This is a genomic window from Bradyrhizobium sp. YR681 (assembly GCF_000282615.1).
GTDB lineage: Bacteria > Pseudomonadota > Alphaproteobacteria > Rhizobiales > Xanthobacteraceae > Bradyrhizobium.
The window spans coordinates 18,920-38,075 of sequence record NZ_AKIY01000296.1; the positions used below are offsets into that span (position 1 = coordinate 18,920).

The following is a 19,156-nucleotide window of genomic DNA, read 5'->3' on the forward strand; positions in this document are numbered from 1 at the left end:
TTGCCCGAAATCACGCTAAAAAGGCGCCAGCCACGTTAGGACGACGCGTTGATCAGACATCCGGACATTCGATTCGCTGCCTCCATCGCTGCGCGAAGCGCACGTATGGCCGGCGTGCTGCTCGTCACCGCCGCGATGGTGACCGCAGCATCCGTGGCGCAGACCGTGCCCGTGCCGAAACCCGCGCCGAAGGGCCGCGATAGCGGTCCGGCCGGCGGCGGGCCCGCTGTCACCGGCGCGACCCAGACACCGCCGAATCCGGTCATCCCGGATCCGCGCCGCAACGTGCCGAGCAGCATCTTCCAGACCTTCGACGCCAACCAGAAGGCACAGGCCGCCAAGGTCAGCGCCTACCTGTCGTCGCTGTCGACGCTGGTCGGGAATTTCGTCCAGGTCGGCCCCGACGGCAGCAAGACGCAGGGCGATTTCTACATCCAGAAGCCGGGCAAGGTGCGCTTCGAATATGACGCGCCGAGCCCGATCGACATCGTCGCCGACGGATCCTCGCTGGTGGTGCGTGATCGCAAGCTCGCGACCCAGGACGTCTATCCGCTGTCGCAGACGCCGCTGCGCTTCCTGTTGTCCGATCGCATCGACCTGATGAAGGACACCAACGTCGTCAACGTCTCGGCCGACGATCTCTTCGTCAGCGTCACCATCGAGGAGAAGCAGGCGCTGGTCGGCACCAGCCGCCTGCTGCTGATGTTCGGTGCCAAGGACGGCCAGCTCAAGCAGTGGACCGTCACCGACCCGCAGGGCTACGACACCACGATCGCGGTCTACAATCTCGACGCGACCAAGAAGCTCGACCCCGGCATGTTCAAGATCGATTTCACCAATTACGGTCCGTCGCCGGGTTGAGCGCTCCACTGCCGTAGGGTGGGCAAAGGCGCGTCGCGCCGTGCCCACGATCTGTCAACTCGTGGCAGGGGGGCTTCGCTTTGCCCACCCTACCAGAGCTCGCTGTGGACAAGCATCTTCCTCGCGACAATCCATGCTAAGACGCATCCCTCATGCGTTTTTCCCTGACAACCTGGAACATCAATTCGGTGCGGCTGCGCATCGATCTGGTCGCGAAATTCCTCAAGAGCGCGCGGCCGGACGTGCTGTGCCTCCAGGAGACCAAGTGCATCGACGATGCCTTTCCGCTGAAGCGCTTCAAGCGGCTCGGCTATGAGCATGTCGCGCTGAACGGGCAGAAGGGCTATCACGGCGTCGCCATCGTCTCGAAGATTCCATTTGAATCCACTGATATCCGCACCTTCTGCGACAAGGTGGATTCGCGCCACATCTCGGTGTCGTTCGGCGAGAAGGCTGCAATCGCCAAGCCGCTGGTGCTGCATAATTTCTACGTGCCGGCCGGCGGTGACATTCCCGATCCCGCCCTGAACGAGAAGTTCGACCACAAGCTGCGCTTCCTCGACGAGATGAAGGCATGCGAGCGGCTGCATCCGCGCGGAGAAGACCGTCACATCCTGGTCGGCGACCTCAACGTCGCGCCGCACGAGAACGACGTGTGGTCGCACAAGCAGCTGCTGAAGGTGGTCTCGCACACGCCGGTCGAAACCGAGAAGCTGAAGGCGGCGCTCGAAGCCGGCGAGTGGGTCGACGTCGCGCGCGACCGCATTCCGATGTCGGAGAAGGTCTATACGTGGTGGAGCTATCGCTCCGCCGACTGGACCGTCGGCGATCGCGGCCGCAGGCTCGACCACATCTGGGTGTCGCGCGCGCTGAAGGATGCGGTGAGTGATTTCAAGATCCTGCGCGATGCGCGCAGCTGGGAGCGGCCGTCGGACCATGTGCCGGTGACGGTGACGCTGGAGGTTTGAGGTCCCGTAGCCCGGATGGAGCGCAGCGCAATCCGGGATTCGTGCGTACGGAAAGACTGCCCCGGATTGCGCTTCGCTCCATCCGGGCTACGAAGATACGACCTCTCACGACGTCAGTTTCGCGCCCGCCATCAATATATCGCTCGCGATCTGGCTGGAGCGCACCGCGAATTCGTCGCGCAGGCGAACGGCAGCCGCGGGATCGCTTTCGAGCACACGCTGGAACAGGCTGCGCGCGACGCGGATGACGGAGGCATGCTCGATCGCGATCGCGCTCGACGGCCGCTTCATCGGCACCACCAGCGCGAGCTCGCCGATCAGCGCGCCGGGACCTGCGATCATCTCGGCGCCGGCACCATCGTCGACCCGGAAGGCGCCGCGCTGGACCACGAAGCCGGCATCGGCGTCGTCGCCAAGATTGAACAGGACGTCGCCGCGGACGAAGTTGCGCTGCTCGGAGCCGATCGCGAGCATGCGCAACGAGGCGTCTCCCAACAGGCGCAGTGTCGGGACACGCTCGAGAAGCGCTACGTCGTCGTCGATTGACATTCAGATCCGAGGTTCAAGGGCATGCCATCTAAAACGATTCGCACGCCCCTGAAGCGTATCACGGCACCAGCTTGTAGCCACCGGCTTCCGTGACCAGGATTTCCGGGTTGGCGGCGTCCTTCTCGATCTTCTGGCGGAGGCGGTAAATGTGGGTTTCCAGCGTGTGGGTGGTGACGCCGGAATTGTAGCCCCAGACCTCCTGGAGCAGGGTCTCGCGCGACACCGGCATCTGGCCGGCCCGGTAGAGGAAGCGGAGGATCGCCGTTTCCTTTTCGGTCAGCCGCACCTTGCGGGCATTGGCCGCGGTCAGCATCTTCGAGCCTGGCCGGAAGGAGTAGGGGCCGACCGAGAACACCGCGTCCTCGCTGGCCTCGTGCTGGCGGAGCTGGGCGCGGATGCGGGCCAGCAGCACGGCGAAACGGAAGGGCTTTGCGACATAGTCGTTGGCGCCGGATTCCAGACCCAAAATCGTGTCGGAATCGGTGTCATGCCCGGTCAGCATGATGATCGGGGCCTTGAACCCGCCCTTGCGCAGGGAACGGACCACTTCGCGCCCGTCGGTGTCGGGCAGTCCGACGTCCATCAAAACCAGATCGGGGGAATTGGCCTTCGCGGCGCTCGCGCCCTTGGCGCCGGTATCGACGGCGGAGGCTTCGAATTCTTCGTGCAGCGATAATTGCTCCACCAACGTATCGCGCAGATCGGTATCGTCATCCACGATCAGGATCTTGCGGGCATTGGCCATAGGGTATCATCCTTTTGGGGTCCGGCTCGGCGCGCATGCATGCTGCACCCAGCCGTGAGGGAAGTTTAGGGGTCGCGGTTATTATTGTTGTTCGTGTTGAAGTAGTGGGCTGTTACCGATTCACAAGCGAGAACCACTCTAACTCAAAATAGCAGGGCGTTTTGATGAATGTCCTGTAATGAATTCGACATCGCACGTTCACATGAAAAACAAAGCTGCGTCAGCCAGTTACACCAGGAATCGAAGCTCCGGACCGCTGTCCGCGATCCGCGTTAAGCCTGCCGCCGGGAATCCGCGCCGGGGCTGGCTGACGGCCGGAGCGCTGACCATTCCGGTCGCGCTGGGGCGCGGCGGTATTCTGGCGAACAAGCGCGAGGGCGATGGCGGCACGCCGAAGGGCCATTTTACGCCGCGCCAATTGTGGTGGCGGGGCGACCGGCATGGCCGGCCGCAGACATTCCTGCCGGCACGGACCATCACCGGCGCGGACGCCTGGTGCGAGGACCCCGGCGATCGTCACTACAATCAGTGGATCCGGCGCGGTGAGGGCGAGGGCGGTGACCGGCTCAAGCGGGCCGACCATCTCTATGACTTCATCATCGAAATCGACCACAACACCCGCCCGCGCATCGCCGGCCGCGGCAGCGCGGTGTTCCTGCATCTGGCCCGCGACAATTTCGGGCCGACCGCAGGCTGCGTTTCGATGACGAAGTCAGCGATGCTCCAATTGCTGCGGCGAATGGGGCCAAGAACAAAAATCATCATCGGGTGAGGGCACATGCGCGAAAAGGATCAGGTCGACGCCGCATCGCAGGTTCTGGTCAGGCATTGGCGCGACGGCACCAAGCTCGACGCGCTGGAGCCAGAATTGCGCCCGCGGAATCGCGCTGACGGTTACGCCATCCAGGCCGTCCTCGAAAACCAGTCGCTCGGAAAACTGTTCGGCTGGAAGATCGCGGCAACGAGCGAGGCCGGACAGAAGCATATCAATGTCGCGGGCCCGCTGGCGGGGCGCATCATGAGCGACACTGTCATCGCCGATGGCGGCACCGCATCGATGAAGGGCAACGCGATGCGCGTCGGCGAACCTGAATTCGCCTTCCGCATGGGGCGCGATCTGACGCCGCGCAGCGCGCCGTACACGGTCGACGAGGTGCTGGCCGCCGTCGCGAGCCTGCATCCCGCGATCGAGATTCCCGATTCGCGCTTTACCGACTTCGCCGGCGCCGGCGAGGCCCAGCTCATCGCCGACAATGCCTGCGCGCATCTGTTCGTGCTGGGCGCGGCGACATCAGCGAACTGGCGTGCGATGGATCTCGTCGCGGAACGGCCGCAGATCACGCTGCGCGGCCAGCGCCATATCGGCCACGGCAAGAACGTGCTCGGCGATCCCCGAATTGCGCTCGCCTGGCTTGCCAACGAGCTGCGCGGGCTCGGTATCACATTGCGGGCAGGGGAGGTGGTGACCACTGGCACCTGCCATCCACCGCTGCCGATTGAGGCCGGCGATCATTTCGCGGTGGATTTTGGCGTGCTGGGGACGGCGTCGGTGGGGTTTGTGTAGGTCGCCGCTGCAAAGGTCTCGTAGCCCGGATGGAGCGAAGCGTAATCCGGGAGTCTCAACCCCGCGGAACGAGCATCCCGGATTACGCTTCGCTCCATCCGGGCTACACGCAAGCGACTTCTACCGATGCCCGAAGATCGCGCTTCCCACGCGCACATGGGTGGCGCCGAGCATGATGGCGGTGGCGAAATCCGCGCTCATGCCCATCGAGAGATTCTTCAAGCCGTTGCGCGCGGCGATCTTGGCGGTGAGAGCAAAATGCGCGGCCGGGGGCTCGTCCACCGGCGGGATGCACATCAGCCCCGAAATGGTCAGCCCGTAGGTGTCGCGGCAGCTCGCAAGGAAGGCATCGGCCTCGCCGGGGGCGATGCCGGCCTTCTGCGGCTCCTCGCCGGTGTTGATCTGCACGAACAGTTGCGGGTGCTTTTTCTGGGATTCGATTTCCTTGGCTAACGCCTGGCAAATGCTCGGGCGGTCGACCGAATGAATGGCGTCGAACAGCGCAACGGCCTCTTTGGCCTTGTTCGATTGCAGCGGTCCGATCAGATGCAGCGCGATGTCGGGGTAAACGGATGTTAACGCCGGCCACTTGCCTTTGGCCTCCTGCACGCGATTTTCGCCGAATACGCGCTGTCCAGCGGCGATGACCGGGGTAATTGCATCGGCGTCGAAAGTCTTGGACACCGCGATCAGCGTGACGGAGGCCCGATCACGCCGCGCTTCCTTGCAGGCGCGTGCGATTTCGGCCTCGACCGCGGCGAGCGCATTTGGTGAATGGCCGGTTACCGGCGCGGCATTGGTGTCTGTCATGACGTCGATTGTTTTCGTTCGTAACCGGGGTAAGTCCAATTTTACCGAGTTCAAGAAAGAGTTTTTGAACCCTTCGCTTTACCTTGGCCCGTGGGGTGGGCAGCGAAGATGGCAAAAATCAGTTTCAACCGCAAACGAGCGAAACTCAAGCGGGTTCTCGGAATCCGGGCGCGGCTTGCGTTGCTCGCGGTGATTCTGGTTGCGCCCTTGATGCTCGAGCGTATCCGTTCGCTCGAAGAGACCCGCACGAGCCAGATCGCGCAGGCCGCGGCCGAGTTCAACACCGTCGCCAGGCACAGCGCCGACGCACAGCGCGAGGTGATCTCGTCGGTCGAGACCATCCTGAAATCGGAAGCCTTCATCCGTGCCTCCGTCGGCGGCATCAGCAAGAGCTGCGACGTGCTGCGCGCGAGCCTGCCGTCGAACCTGCCATGGATCCGCACGCTCTTGATCGCCGGTCAGGACGGACGCATCCAGTGCGCCACCAACAATATGTATGTCGGCCTCGACCTCAGTGACCGGCCTTACTTCCAGCAGGCCCAGGAAACCGGCCGCTTCGTGCTGAGCGATTTCATCCTGTCGCGGCCCGTGCAGTCGCCGACCGTCATGGCGGTCTATCCGGTCTCCGCGTTCAGCGGCGTATCCGACGCCGTGGTGCTCGCCACCGTCAACCTCGACTGGATGTCGAAGGTGATGAGCAATCTCGGCGGCCGCGCCGGCATCACGGCCGTCCTGGTCGACAGCGCCGGCACCGTGCTGGCGGCGCCGGCCGACCAGCACAGTGCGGTTGGCCGTCCGCTCGACAACATGCCGCTGATGTCGGCGATCGCCGACAGGGCGCTGCGATCGGACCAGGACGAGGGCTCGCTGTCTTTCCTTGCCGCCGACGGCTCTCGCCGCGCGGTCAGCTATATCCGCATCGCCGGCACCAATGCCCGTTTGATCGCCAGCATCGACGAGGACAAGGTGTCCGCCGCGGTGAACCGCGACATCCGCACCGCTTATCTCCAGCTCGCTTTCGTCGTGCTGTTCGTCCTGCTCGGCGCGCTCATCGCCGCCGAGAAGCTCGTGATCAAGCCGATCGAGATGCTGGCCGACATGGCCAAGCGCCTCGGCGAGGGCGACCTGTCGGCGCGCGCCGCGCGCAACCGGCTGCCGGCCGAATTCGTGCCGCTGGCCCGCGCGTTCAATGCCATGGCCGCGCAGCTCAGCCAGCGCGAGCGCGAGCTGATCGCGAGCAACGACCGCCTGACCGTGATGGCCTCGATCGACATGCTGTCGGGCCTCGCCAACCGCCGCGGCTTCCAGAGCCGGCTCGATTTCGAATGGATGCGCGCGCAGCAATATGGCAGCGACCTTGCGCTGCTGATGATCGACGTCGATCACTTCAAGCTGTTCAACGACACCTATGGCCACCTCGAAGGCGACTCCTGCCTGACCCGGCTCGGCGAGTCGCTATCGGGCATCGCCGCCGACACGATGGGCTTTGCGGCGCGTTATGGCGGCGAGGAATTCTGCCTGCTGCTGCCGAACACGGATGTGAATCGCGCCGTCGAGATCGGCGAACTGGTGCGCGCGGCCGTGCTCAAGCTCTGCCTGCCGCACATCACCTCCGCCCACATGATCGTCACCGTCTCGATCGGCGTTGCCGCGACGCGGCCCAATGAGGCCTTGCGTCCCGGCGATCTGATCGAAGCGGCCGACGCCGCGCTCTATGCCGCAAAACACCGTGGCCGCAACAATGTCATGGAGCACGGCATCCAGGTCATCGAGAACGGCAGGACCGATATGATGATGGCGGGCTAGTATCGCCCGGCGGCCGCGGCCAGGCCGGATTCGACGAAACCTGCATTGGTCTCGACATAAGCCATGCGAAAATCGTCCGGCGATTTCGCAAAGTGCCGGCAGCCGGCCGCCTTGAGCTCGTCTTCGGAGCCGTAACCCCACAGCGCACCCACCGGCAATACGCCGTTGCCGATTGCTCCGACGACGTCATAGGAGCGGTCGCCGACCATCACCGCCGCGCGGCTGTCGGCATGCGCGGCTGCGAGGGCACGGGCGACGAGATCGGTCTTGGTATCGGTCTCGGCGAGGCCCGCGCCGATAACACCAGCGACATAACGATCGAGCTTCAGAAAGCTCACCACCTCGATCGCCTGGTTTTGCGGCTTGGAGGTCACCACCCAGATGACCGAACCGCGCTTGCGGATGCTGCGCAGCAGATCAATTACCCCCGGATACAATTCGTTGGCGACAATCCCGGTCCGCTCGAAAAGGGCCCGGAAGGCCGCCATGCCGCGGTCGATTTCGTCCTGGCTCACGTCAGGGCGCATCGCGCGAAACACCTGGGGCAGCGGCGTTCCGAGAAACAATTTGAGCTGCGCGTCGGAGACGGAATGAACGCCGATCGCCTCCAGGCCGCACCGAAACGCGGGATAGAGCCCCGCCCGCGAATCGGTCAGGGTTCCATCGAGGTCGAAGAAATAGGCCTGCATCGCCCTAATATAGGCCATCGGGCGCCGATCCGAAACCGGCCTGTTCGCCGGCGGCTTGGCGAGCTGTTGATGGCTCAATCATCGTCCTCGTCCCCGTCCTCCTGTTGCGTCAGCACCGCCGTCAGCAGGCTCGCCATCTTGGCGACGTGCCGCTCGTAGTTCTTGCGGGCAGCCCCCAGCAGCCACAGGCTGATCAGGACGTAGACGGCGATCACCACGACCAGGCGTCCGAAGCCGCCGCCGGAATCGAAGGCGCCGTTGAGAAAGGCCGACACGACGAGCGCGACGAACACGGCAAAGAACGAAATCAGGAGATTGAGCTGAAACTCCAGATGGTACCAGTACTGCTCACGGACATAGGCGAGCTTCTCGGGGCCGATCCGCTCCACGAGTATGATTTCGGGATCGGTGAACTGGTCAAAACTCTGCTTCAACGCATCGCCGTTCAGCCCGAGCGCTGCCCAGCTCTTGTCGCGCAGCATTTGCGAGAGTGTCGCGTGCAACGTGAACAGCTCGCCGTTGCTTTTCCTGAACGGCGTGCGCACCAGCCAGTCGTTCAGCCCCATGAAGACGACGATGTTGGACAGCAGGCCGACGAAGATCGAGGCCGGAAACGCGATGATCAGCAGCGTCGAGGCCTGCTCCTTGTTGCCGAGGATCTTCACGACGTAGGAGTCATAGCCCCAATATTGCGCAATATCGGCTTCGACGATCGCAAACGCGCTCAGCCAGACCAGGCCCGGAAGGAAGGTCTTGATCAGGCTTCCGAAGGTGACGGCACCGAAAATATTCATGGCGCGGCTCGCGGATTCCGGGGTCGGCGCCTTGCAACCTAAGGTGAAATGATTCGGATGTGAATGCCTGGACATGCTGCCGCGCCGGCGGCCGGCCGCGACGTGACGATCGGACGGCTGTCGCCACCCATCTCAGGTTCGGCGGGCGGCCTTTGAGCCCACCGCCCACCGGCATCCAACCCGTTGACCCCACGGCTGCTTTTGTGGCCTAGTCCGGCCTCTTCAGACGGCCGAACCCACGAAAACCCAACGATTCCATGACCTCCGAACGTTATAACGCCCGCGATTCCGAACCGCGTTGGCAGGCTGCCTGGGACCAGCAGGCGATCTTCGTCTCCAGGAACGACGATTCGCGGCCGAAATACTATGTGCTCGAGATGTTCCCCTATCCGTCCGGGCGCATCCATATCGGCCATGTCCGCAACTATACGCTCGGCGACGTGCTGGCCCGCTTCATGCGCGCCAAGGGGTTCAACGTGCTGCACCCGATGGGCTGGGATGCGTTCGGCCTGCCGGCCGAGAACGCCGCCATCGAGCGCAAGGTCGCCCCGAAGGCCTGGACCTACGACAACATCGCCGCGATGAAGAAGCAGCTCCGCTCGATCGGGCTGTCGCTGGACTGGTCGCGCGAGTTCGCGACCTGCGACCCCAGCTACTACAAGCATCAGCAGAAGATGTTTCTGGACATGCTCGCCGCGGGCCTGGCCGAACGCGAAAAGCGCAAGCTGAACTGGGATCCGGTCGACATGACCGTGCTCGCCAACGAGCAGGTGATCGACGGCCGCGGCTGGCGTTCCGGCGCCGTCGTCGAACAGCGCGAAATGAGCCAGTGGGTCTTCAAGATCACGAAGTACTCGCAGGAGCTGCTGTCGGCGCTTGATGGGCTCGACCGCTGGCCCGACAAGGTGCGCCTGATGCAGCGCAACTGGATCGGCCGCTCCGAGGGACTCCTGGTCCGCTTCGCGCTGGATGCGGCGACCACGCCCGCCGGCGAGAGCGAGCTGAAGATCTTCACGACGCGCCCGGACACGCTGTTCGGCGCGAAGTTCATGGCGATCTCGTCGGATCATCCGCTGGCGCAGGCGGCTGCCGCCAAGAACCCTGAGCTTGCGGAGTTCATCGCCGACATCAAGAAGATCGGTACTGCGCAGTCGATCATCGACACCGCCGAGAAGCAGGGTTTCGACACCGGCATCCGCGCCGTCCATCCGTTCGACCCGAGCTGGAAACTGCCGGTCTATGTCGCCAATTTCGTGCTGATGGAATACGGCACCGGCGCGATCTTCGGCTGCCCCGCGCATGATCAGCGCGACCTCGACTTCGTGAACAAGTACAGCCTGGGTGTCACGCCGGTGGTGTGCCCCGAGGGCCAGGACCCGAAATCGTTCGTCATCACCGACACCGCCTATGACGGTGACGGCCGCATGATCAATTCGCGCTTCCTCGACGGCATGACCATCGAGCAGGCCAAGGACGAAGTCGCAAAACGCCTGGAAAGCGAGCTGCGCGGCAATGCGCCGGTCGGCGAGCGCCAGGTCAATTTCCGCCTGCGTGACTGGGGCATTTCACGCCAGCGCTATTGGGGCTGCCCGATTCCGGTGATCCATTGTCCGAAGTGCGACGTGGTGCCGGTGCCGGACGACCAGTTGCCGGTCGTGCTGCCGGAGGATGTCAGCTTCGACAAGCCGGGCAACGCGCTCGACCATCACCCGACCTGGAAGCACGTCACCTGCCCCAAATGCGGCGGCAAGGCGCAGCGCGAAACCGACACCATGGACACCTTCGTGGATTCGTCCTGGTATTTTGCGCGCTTTACCGATCCCTGGAACGAGACCGCGCCGACGACGCCTGCGGTCGCCAACCGGATGCTGCCGGTCGATCAATATATCGGCGGCGTCGAGCACGCGATCCTGCATCTGCTCTACAGTCGCTTCTTCACCCGCGCCATGAAGGCGACCGGGCATGTCGCGCTGGACGAGCCGTTCGCCGGCATGTTCACGCAGGGCATGGTGGTGCACGAGACCTACCAGAAGGCCGACGGCAGCTGGGTGCAGCCGGCCGAAGTGAAGATCGAGGTCGGCGGCAACGGCCGCCGCGCCACGCTGCTCTCGACCGGTGAGGACGTCACGATCGGTCCGATCGAGAAGATGTCGAAGTCGAAGAAGAACACGGTCGACCCCGACGACATCATCGCGACCTACGGCGCCGACGTCGCCCGCTGGTTCATGCTGTCGGACTCCCCGCCCGACCGCGACGTGATCTGGAGCGACGAGCGTGTCCAGGGCGCCTCGCGCTTCGTGCAGCGGCTGTGGCGGCTGGTGAACGACTCGGTGGAACTCGGCAAGGCTGCCCCCGCGACCCGGCCGGCCTCATTCGGCGAGGATGCGACCGCCTTGCGCAAGGCCGCCCACGGCGCGCTGGACAAGGTCACGACCGGCGTCGAGCGGCTGCACTTCAACGTCTGCCTCGCCCATATCCGCGAATTCACCAATGCGTTTTCGGAGGTGCTCCAGCGCCCCGGCCAGCCGGGCCCCGACCTGGCCTGGGCGATCCGGGAGGCCAGCCAGATCCTGGTCCAGCTGTTCTCGCCGATGATGCCGCACCTGGCCGAGGAGTGCTGGCAGGTTCTGGGGCATTCCGGGCTGGTTTCGGAGGCCGATTGGCCCCAAATCGAACGCGATTTGCTGGTTGAAGACAGCGTGACCCTGGTGGTCCAGGTCAACGGCAAGAAGCGGGGTGAGGTCACAGTTGCAACAGCGGCCCAGAATCCGGAAATCGAGGCTGCCGTTTTGGCCCTCGATGCGGTAAAACTGGCCCTGGACGGCAAGCCCGTCCGCAAGGTGATTATCGTCCCCAAGAGGATCGTGAATGTTGTCGGCTAGGATCCGCATCGCAGCCCGCCTGCTGGCAGTCGCCGCTCTGGCGGCGCTGACGGCCGGCTGCTTCCAGCCGATGTATGCCGAGCGTACCGACGGCACCCCGGGCCTGCGCGAGAAGCTGATGGGGGTCGAGCTGCCCCCGATCAACAAGGCGAACGCCTCCCGCGAGGCCCGCGTCGGCGTCGAGGTCCGCAACGCCCTCGCCTTCAAGCTCTACGGCACGGCGACGGGGATGCCGCCGACCCACCGGCTCGATATCCGCTTCTCGTCCAGCCGCTCGTCCCTGATCGTGGATGCCAATACCGGCCTGCCGAGCAGCGAGAATTACGGCATCGACTGCCAGTACAATCTGATCGAGGTCGCCAGCGGCAAATCGGTGATGACCGGCACGACGTTCTCGCGCGTGTCCTATGACATGCCCGGCTCCTATCAGCGCTTCTCCCGCAACCGCGCGGTGCGCGATGCCGAGGATCGCGCCGCCAACGAGATCGCCGAGAACATCAATACCCGGCTCGCCTCGTTCTTCACCGCGGGCAGCTAGGGTTGCTTCCTGTCATGACGATCTAGGTCATGGTCGCGCTGCGCGGAAAAGAGATCGACGCCTTCCTCGCCCGCCCCGATGCGGGCCGGCCCATCATCCTGCTCTACGGTCCCGATGCCGGCCTCGTCCGCGAACGCGCGGATGCGCTGATCGCCTCCGGCGTCGACGATCCCAATGATCCCTTCTCGCTGGTCAAGCTCGACGGCGACGAGCTCTCGGCCGAGCCGTCGCGCCTCGTCGACGAGGCCATGACGGTGCCCCTGTTCGGCGGCCGTCGCGCCATCCGCATCCGAGCCGGCTCGCGCAGCTTCGCCAGCGGCGTCGAAACGCTGGCCGAGATGAATGTCAGGGATTGCCGCATCGTGATCGAGGCCGGCGAGCTGCGCCCGGAATCGCCGCTGCGCAAGGCCTGCGAGAAGGCCAAGACCGCCGTCGCGATCGGCTGCTATCCCGACACCGAGCGCGATCTGGCCAAGCTGATGGACGACGAGCTGCGCATCGCAAACTTGCGCATCGCGCAGGATGCCCGCGCTGCGCTGATGTCCTTCCTCGGTGGCGACCGCCAGGCCTCGCGCAACGAGCTGCGCAAGCTAACGCTCTATGCGCATGGCAAGGGCGAGATCACGCTGGACGACGTCATGTCCGTGGTCGCCGATGCATCGGAGCTGAAACTCGATCCGATCGTCGACGGCGCCTTCGCCGGCCGGCCCGATATCGTCGAGACGGAATTTGCGAAAGCCATGATCGCCGGGACCTATCCCGGCGTGATCATCTCCGCCGCACAGCGCCAGGCCGCATGGCTGCACAAATCGGCGCTGGCGATCGCCGACGGTCAGCCTGCCTCCGCCGTGCTCGAGGGCGGCTATCCACGCCTGCATTTTTCACGAAAGCCGATGGTCGAAACCGCGCTGCGCAATTTCAGCGTGGCGCGGCTCGCCGCCATCATCGAGCAGCTCGCCACCGCCGCGCTCGACACCCGCAAGCAATCCACCCTCGCCGCCGCCATCGCCCAGCGCACGCTGATGGCGATCGCCGCGAATGCGAAGCGGCGGGGATAAGCCCCGTTCTCTCCACGTCATTGCGAGGAGCGCAAGCGACGAAGCAATCCAGAGTCTCTCCGCGGAAAGATCCTGGATTGCTTCGCTGCGCTCGCAATGACGATGTGGAGACAGATGCGCTTACAACGACGGACGAGGAGGCAAATCCGTCAGCCTGAGGTGCTCGCCGTGCGGCGCAACGCGGCGCGCGGGGAGCCTCGAAGGATGAACGGCCCCCGATGCGGCCGGGCCGTCGCCCTCCGAGGGCCGCTGAAGAAGCGGCCACCTCAGGGTGACGGAGAGAGAGTTGATTCGTTTACAGCGCGCCCTTCGCCAGCCGCTTCATCACCTCGTCGAGCTGGTCGAGATTGCGGTAGCTGATCTGGACGGAGCCGCCGGGATCGCGGTGATTGACCGTGACCTTGAGGCCGAGCGCGTCGCTGACGCGCTTCTCGAGATCGATCGTATCGGGATCCTTCTCCTTGCCGCCGGTGCTGCGCGCCTTCTGCGGCTTGCGCTCCGGCACGCCCTCTTCATGCGCGAGCGCCTCGGCTTGGCGGACGTTGAGGCGCTCGTCGACGATGCGCTTGGCGGAGGCGAGCGGATCGGGCACGCCGATCAGCGCGCGCGCATGGCCCGCCGACAGATCGCCGCTGGTGATCAGGGCCTGCACCTCGGCCGGCAGTTTCGTCAGCCGCATCATGTTGGCGACATGGCTGCGGCTCTTGCCGACGGCCTTGGCGATGTCGTCCTGGCTGCGCTTGAACTCGTTGGCGAGCGCGTGATAGCCGAGCGCCTCTTCCATCGGATTGAGGTCTTCGCGCTGCACGTTCTCGACGATCGCGAATTCCAGCGCATCGCTGTCGCTGATGTCGATCGGCACGATCGGCACTTCATGCAGGCCCGCGATCTGCGAGGCGCGCCAGCGCCGCTCGCCGGCGATGATCTCGAAGCGGTCCTGCGCGCCCTTCACCGGACGCACCACGATCGGCTGGATCACGCCGTGCTGCTTGATGGACTCGCTGAGCTCCTTCAGCTCGGCATCCGAAAAGGTACGGCGCGGATTGCGCGGGTTGGGCTTGATGAATTCGATCGGCACCTTGCGCTGCGCGCGCGGACGATCGACGTGCTGAGCCTCGCCGCCGACGTCACCGATCAGACTTGCAAGACCCCGGCCCAGTCGCGAACGCGCTTCGTCGGCCATCGCCAGCTCCCTTGGATTCACGGTGCAGCACTCCAGAACTGAATTTTCGTAGGGTGGGCAAAGCGAAGCGTACCCACCGATTATCTATGTGCGGAGGATGGTGGGCACGGCGAAGGCGCCTTTGCCCACCCTACGGCATCCTCAATGCGTGACGCGCAGCTCGCGCTCGCGCTGGATCACTTCGGTGGCGAGCCGCAGATAGGCTTCGCTGCCGACGCATTTGAGATCGTAGACCAGCACCGGCTTGCCGTAGGACGGCGCCTCCGAGATGCGCACGTTGCGCGGGATCATGGTCTTGTAGACCTTCTCGCCCATGAACTGGCGGACGTCGGCGACGACCTGGTTGGAGAGGTTGTTGCGCGAGTCGAACATGGTCAGCACGATGCCGTGTATCGACAGGTTCGGATTGAGCGTCGAGCGCACCTGCTCCACCGTCTGCAGCAATTGCGACAGACCTTCGAGCGCGAAGAATTCGCACTGCAGCGGCACCAGGATCGCGTCGGATGCTGCCATCGCATTGACCGTGAGCAGGTTGAGCGAGGGCGGGCAGTCGATCAGCACATAGGTGTAGTCGGCATCCGGCGAGACGTTGTTGTTGAGCGCGCCGATCGCGTCGCGCAGCTTGAAGGCGCGGCCCGGCGTGGTGCCGAGCTCGAGCTCGAGGCCGGAGAGATCCATGGTCGAGGGCGCGATGTGCAGCCGTGGCACCGCGGTCGAGACCACGGCTTCGCGCAAGCTCGATTCGCCGATCAGGACGTCATAGGTCGAGCACGAGCGGTTGCGGCGATCGATGCCGAGGCCGGTCGAGGCGTTGCCCTGCGGATCGAGATCGACGATCAGGACACGCTCGCCAATCGCCGCGAGCGCGGTGCCGAGGTTGATCGCTGTGGTTGTCTTTCCCACACCGCCCTTTTGATTCGCCAGCGCGAGGATGCGCGGGTGGCCCTGCGGGACCTCAGCGGTCTGTTGTTGCTGCGGCTCGTCAATCACGCTCATCGCAAATCCCCACTCGACCCCTGAACGTCTCACCCGCGCCGTTCAACTGAAGTCAGCTCGACGATCCAGCCGTCGCCGGTGCGGCTTCGGTGGAGCTGCGGCTGAATATTCCAATATTTAGCGGCTTCGGTCAATTCAGCCTCTACATCTTGACCCTTCGGAAACAGCGCCTTTGCGCCCTGGCGCAGAAGCGGCTCCGCAAAGCCGATGAGTTGATGTAGCGGAGCCAGCGCTCGGGCGGTGACGCAATCGACGGGGCCGGTGATTCTATCCACATTATCCCCGATCTCAGCGAGATGTACGACTCCCGGAGATGTGGTGATGCGGATCGCTTCGCGCAAAAACGCGGCTTTCTTGGCAATGCGCTCGACGAGATGGACGCGCGCGTCCGGCGTGCCGGCCATGGCGCAGGCGAGCACGACGCCAGGAAAGCCGCCGCCGCTGCCGAGGTCGGCCCAGCGTTTTGCCGTCGGCGCGAGATCGACGAGCTGTAGCGAATCGGCGATGTGGCGGGTCCAGAGGTGCGGCAGGGTCGACGGCGCGACCAGATTGGTCTTGGCCTGCCACTCCCGGAGCAGCGCGATGTAGCTATCGAGCCGGTCCTCGGTTTCACGTGAAACGGGCGCGAGCTTGAGCGCCGCGATCTTGTCGGCGGCGATGATCGCGTCCAGCGACCGATCGTTCGCGCTCGCCTTGTCGATCTTCGGCCGAGCCGGCGCCGGCTCGGATTGCCCGCCGGCGCCCTCACCCGCTGCGGGTCGTCGCGATAGCGGTCTGTCTCCGCCCGATCCGCGCTGTTTCACGTGAAACGCCTATGCGATTGCTTTGGAAGTTTTCCGCGCCTCGCGCCGCAGATAGGCGGCGAGGATGCCGAGCGCCGCGGGCGTCATGCCATCGATGCGGCCGGCCTGGCCAACCGTGAACGGCCGTGCCTTCTCCAGCTTGGCGCGGACCTCATTGGAGAGACCGGGGACGAGGCTGTAGTCGACCTCCGACAGCACCATGCCCTCGTCGCGCCGGAAGGCTTCGACGTCGGCACTCTGGCGCTCGAGATAGACATCGTATTTGGCGTCGATCTCGAGATGGGTGGCGATGACTGGATCGATCGCCGACAGCTCCGGCCAGATGGCGCGGACCTGCGTCCAGCCGATATCAGGATAAGCCATCAGCTCGAACGCCGAGCGGCGCTGGCCGTCGCGATTGAGCGACAGACCGTGCTTGATCGCCTCATTCGGGGTGATGGTGAGGGACTTCGAGAGCGTCCGGGCGGCGTTCAGGGCGTCCATTTTGGCGCGGTGATGCCGGATCCGGGCATTGCCGACGCATCCGAACGCGATCCCCTTCTCGGTCAGGCGCTGATCGGCATTGTCCGCCCGCAGCGTCAGCCGGTACTCGGCCCTGGAGGTGAACATCCGATAAGGTTCGCTGATCCCGCGGGTGACGAGGTCGTCGATCATCACCCCGAGATAGCCGTCTGCACGGTCGAAAACGGTCAGTGCGGCCCCGCTGGCGGAGAGCGCGGCGTTCAGGCCCGCCACGATGCCCTGCCCGGCGGCTTCTTCGTATCCGGTGGTGCCGTTGATCTGTCCGGCCAGGAACAGACCACGCAGACGCTTGGTCTGGAGGGTCGGATCGAGCTCGCGGGGATCGATGTGGTCGTACTCGATGGCGTAGCCCGGGCGGACCATCTTGACCTGCTCGAGGCCGGGAATGGTGGCCAGGATCGCGAGCTGGACCTCCTCCGGGAGCGAGGTGGAGATGCCGTTGGGATAGACCGTGCTGTCGTCGAGACCTTCCGGCTCCAGGAAGATCTGGTGGCCGTCACGATCGCCGAAGCGGACGATCTTGTCCTCGATCGAGGGACAGTAGCGCGGTCCGGAGCTCTTGATCTGGCCGGAGTACATCGGGGAGCGATGGACGTTGGCCCGGATCACCTCATGGGTGACGGGGGTCGTGCGGGTGATGCCGCACTGGATCTGCGGGGTCGTGATCCGCTCGGTCATGACCGAGAATGGCTCAGGCGGCTCGTCGCCGGGCTGCATCTCGACCGCGGACCAGTCGATCGTGGTGCCGTCCAGACGCGGCGGAGTCCCCGTCTTGAGCCGCCCGAGAGTGAAGCCGGCACGCTCGAAGGAGGCCGAAAGAGCCATCGCCGGAGCTTCGCCGACCCGGCCGGCGGGCCAATTCTTCTCGCCGAGATGGATCAGACCGCGCAGGAAGGTGCCGGTGGTGACGACGACAGCCCCTGCCCGGAGCTCCCGGCCATCGGCCAGGCGCAGTCCGGTCACCCGTCCCTCGACCACGATCAGCTCGTCGGCCTCGCCCTCGATGACGGAGAGACCCTCGGTCTCCCGGATCGCGGCCTGCATCGCAGCCGCATAGAGCTTTCGGTCGGCCTGGGCCCGGGGACCGCGGACAGCGGGACCCTTGCGGCGGTTGAGGACACGAAACTGGATGCCACCGGCATCGCCCACCCGGCCCATCAGACCGTCGAGCGCGTCGACTTCGCGGACCAGATGGCCCTTGCCGAGACCGCCGATGGCGGGATTGCAGGACATCGCGCCGATGGTGGAGAAACGATGCGTCACCAGAGCGGTCACGGCGCCCATTCGGGCCGACGCAGCCGCGGCTTCACAGCCGGCGTGGCCGCCGCCAATCACGATGACGTCGAAACTCTCTCGCTCTGTTCGCATGAGCGGACTTCTATCCCAGAGGCGGAAAAGCCGGAAGTGGAAACTGGGGGAGGCGGGTGTTTCACGTGAAACAGGCGCGGCCTGAGGGAGCTAGGGCGATTTCGCGAAAACAACCCCATGCACAGTAGAGAGGATGTTGTTCGGACTGCTGTTTCACGTGAAACGGACGGGGCACCGCTCGCTAGGACTGGAGCCGAGGTCGATGTGCCCGCTCAGAGTGCCGTCATTGCGAGCATAGCGAAGCAATTCAGAATCCTTCCGCGGTTGACAGCCTGGATTGCTTCGTCGCAAGCGCTCCTCGCAATGACGGGGCTGGAGTTCCGGGCGTTTCACGTGAAACAGCGAGAGGCTTGTAGCTGGGACGGACCGAAATTCTGGTTCCCCTTCGCCAAATTCCTTGCCTGATCAAGGTGTCCCGGATTGCGCTGCGCTTCATCCGGGCTACGAGACAGGCTCCTGTTTCACGTGAAACACCAAGCAGCGGAGCAAGTGATAGTTCTACAATGAAGAACTAGCGCTACTTTCCGATGCAAAACTTTTGGAAGATGGCTCCAAGGACGTCCTCGACGTCCACCCGGCCCAAAAGCCGGCCCAGGGCATAGGCCGCGGCGCGAAGCTCTTCGGCGGCAAGCTCTTCGCCGTCTTCTACAAGCTCCAGGCTCCGACGCAAGCTGTCAGATGCCCGGCGTAACAAATCCCGTTGGCGTGCCCGGGTGACCATGGCGCCCTCGCCGGTTCCGAAAAACTCGGCCGCGAATTTCACGAGGTTCTCGACGAGCTCAGGAATGCCATCGCCCCGGCTCGCCGAGATAGCGAACGCGCCAGCCGACGCCGCACTCTGGCCGCTGCCGAGATCAACCTTGTTCCGGACGATCCAGACCGGGCCGGCGGACCGATCGCCACCGTCCCCGGATTCCCGAAGCAAACGCACCGCCTCGAAATCGACGGTGCGCTCGCTCTCTACCAGCCACAGCACCAAGTCTGCATCCTCGGCCCTGGCTCCCCCCCCCCCCCCCCCCC

The 19,156-nt window shown here is 64.6% G+C and carries 17 protein-coding genes and 1 pseudogene; 8 read left to right on the forward strand and 10 right to left on the reverse strand.

What is annotated here, in order from left to right; genetic code table 11:
* The first annotated feature begins 105 nt into the window (after positions 1-105).
* Positions 106-861, forward strand: a complete 756-nt coding sequence (locus PMI42_RS32260; protein WP_008142824.1) for an outer membrane lipoprotein carrier protein LolA — start codon at positions 106-108, stop codon at positions 859-861.
* 152 nt (positions 862-1,013) lie between these two features.
* Positions 1,014-1,829 carry an exodeoxyribonuclease III gene (gene xth / locus PMI42_RS32265; RefSeq protein ID WP_008142826.1) on the forward strand — a complete coding sequence of 272 codons (816 nt, stop codon included), beginning with the start codon at positions 1,014-1,016 and terminating at the stop codon, positions 1,827-1,829.
* 105 nt (positions 1,830-1,934) lie between these two features.
* Here the strand turns inward: xth and PMI42_RS32270 are convergent, their stop codons facing one another.
* On the reverse strand, positions 1,935-2,378 hold the full coding sequence (locus PMI42_RS32270; RefSeq protein WP_008142828.1) for a cyclic nucleotide-binding domain-containing protein: 444 nt from the start codon (positions 2,376-2,378) through the stop codon (positions 1,935-1,937).
* Between the two features lie 58 nt (positions 2,379-2,436).
* Positions 2,437-3,123 (reverse strand): response regulator transcription factor, encoded by a 687-nt coding sequence (locus tag PMI42_RS32275; RefSeq protein ID WP_008142830.1) that lies wholly within the window; start codon positions 3,121-3,123, stop codon positions 2,437-2,439.
* Positions 3,124-3,325: 202 nt separating this feature from the next.
* Here PMI42_RS32275 and PMI42_RS32280 point away from each other — a divergent pair, with 202 nt between their 5' ends.
* A complete protein-coding gene (locus PMI42_RS32280; RefSeq protein WP_008142832.1) occupies positions 3,326-3,895 on the forward strand; it encodes a L,D-transpeptidase family protein in 570 nt (189 codons plus the stop codon).
* Between the two features lie 6 nt (positions 3,896-3,901).
* On the forward strand, positions 3,902-4,687 hold the full coding sequence (locus PMI42_RS32285; RefSeq protein WP_008142834.1) for a 2-keto-4-pentenoate hydratase: 786 nt from the start codon (positions 3,902-3,904) through the stop codon (positions 4,685-4,687).
* A gap of 120 nt (positions 4,688-4,807) precedes the next feature.
* On the opposite strand, the gene PMI42_RS32290 is transcribed toward PMI42_RS32285, so the two are convergent.
* A complete protein-coding gene (locus PMI42_RS32290; protein WP_008142836.1) occupies positions 4,808-5,497 on the reverse strand; it encodes a YggS family pyridoxal phosphate-dependent enzyme in 690 nt (229 codons plus the stop codon).
* A gap of 108 nt (positions 5,498-5,605) precedes the next feature.
* On the opposite strand from PMI42_RS32290, the gene PMI42_RS32295 reads away from it, so the two are divergent.
* Positions 5,606-7,303 carry a diguanylate cyclase domain-containing protein gene (locus PMI42_RS32295; RefSeq protein WP_008142839.1) on the forward strand — a complete coding sequence of 566 codons (1,698 nt, stop codon included), beginning with the start codon at positions 5,606-5,608 and terminating at the stop codon, positions 7,301-7,303.
* Here the strand turns inward: PMI42_RS32295 and PMI42_RS32300 are convergent.
* Positions 7,300-8,070 (reverse strand): HAD hydrolase-like protein, encoded by a 771-nt coding sequence (locus PMI42_RS32300; protein ID WP_081502984.1) that lies wholly within the window; start codon positions 8,068-8,070, stop codon positions 7,300-7,302. The genes PMI42_RS32295 and PMI42_RS32300 overlap by 4 nt on opposite strands.
* A complete protein-coding gene (locus tag PMI42_RS32305; RefSeq protein WP_008142844.1) occupies positions 8,067-8,786 on the reverse strand; it encodes a hypothetical protein in 720 nt (239 codons plus the stop codon). Before PMI42_RS32305 ends, PMI42_RS32300 begins: the two co-directional genes overlap by 4 nt.
* A 257-nt stretch (positions 8,787-9,043) precedes the next feature.
* On the opposite strand from PMI42_RS32305, the gene leuS reads away from it, so the two are divergent.
* From leuS to holA, 3 genes are read left to right on the forward strand one after another with little or no spacing between them, the layout of a single operon-like run.
* Positions 9,044-11,668, forward strand: a complete 2,625-nt coding sequence (leuS, locus tag PMI42_RS32310) for a leucine--tRNA ligase (RefSeq protein ID WP_008142846.1) — start codon at positions 9,044-9,046, stop codon at positions 11,666-11,668.
* Complete coding sequence (gene lptE / locus PMI42_RS32315) at positions 11,655-12,206, forward strand: LPS assembly lipoprotein LptE (protein ID WP_008142848.1); 552 nt, start codon at positions 11,655-11,657, stop codon at positions 12,204-12,206. Before leuS ends, lptE begins: the two co-directional genes overlap by 14 nt.
* A 29-nt stretch (positions 12,207-12,235) precedes the next feature.
* Positions 12,236-13,264, forward strand: a complete 1,029-nt coding sequence (gene holA / locus PMI42_RS32320) for a DNA polymerase III subunit delta (RefSeq protein ID WP_008142850.1) — start codon at positions 12,236-12,238, stop codon at positions 13,262-13,264.
* Between the two features lie 295 nt (positions 13,265-13,559).
* Here holA and PMI42_RS32325 read toward each other — a convergent pair whose 3' ends face one another.
* The 5 genes and pseudogenes from PMI42_RS32325 to PMI42_RS32350 form a co-directional block, all read right to left on the reverse strand.
* Entirely contained in the window at positions 13,560-14,447 is an 888-nt protein-coding gene (locus tag PMI42_RS32325; RefSeq protein WP_008142852.1) for a ParB/RepB/Spo0J family partition protein, read from the reverse strand.
* 141 nt (positions 14,448-14,588) lie between these two features.
* Positions 14,589-15,443 (reverse strand): ParA family protein, encoded by an 855-nt coding sequence (locus tag PMI42_RS32330; protein ID WP_008142854.1) that lies wholly within the window; start codon positions 15,441-15,443, stop codon positions 14,589-14,591.
* A 29-nt stretch (positions 15,444-15,472) separates the two neighbouring features.
* Entirely contained in the window at positions 15,473-16,114 is a 642-nt protein-coding gene (rsmG, locus tag PMI42_RS32335) for a 16S rRNA (guanine(527)-N(7))-methyltransferase RsmG (protein WP_193376365.1), read from the reverse strand.
* Between the two features lie 141 nt (positions 16,115-16,255).
* Positions 16,256-18,136: a tRNA uridine-5-carboxymethylaminomethyl(34) synthesis enzyme MnmG gene (mnmG, locus tag PMI42_RS32340; protein WP_008142858.1), complete on the reverse strand. Its 1,881-nt coding sequence runs from the start codon at positions 18,134-18,136 to the stop codon at positions 16,256-16,258.
* 517 nt (positions 18,137-18,653) lie between these two features.
* Positions 18,654-19,156 (reverse strand): annotated as a pseudogene (locus tag PMI42_RS32350) (tRNA uridine-5-carboxymethylaminomethyl(34) synthesis GTPase MnmE); the annotation flags it as partial.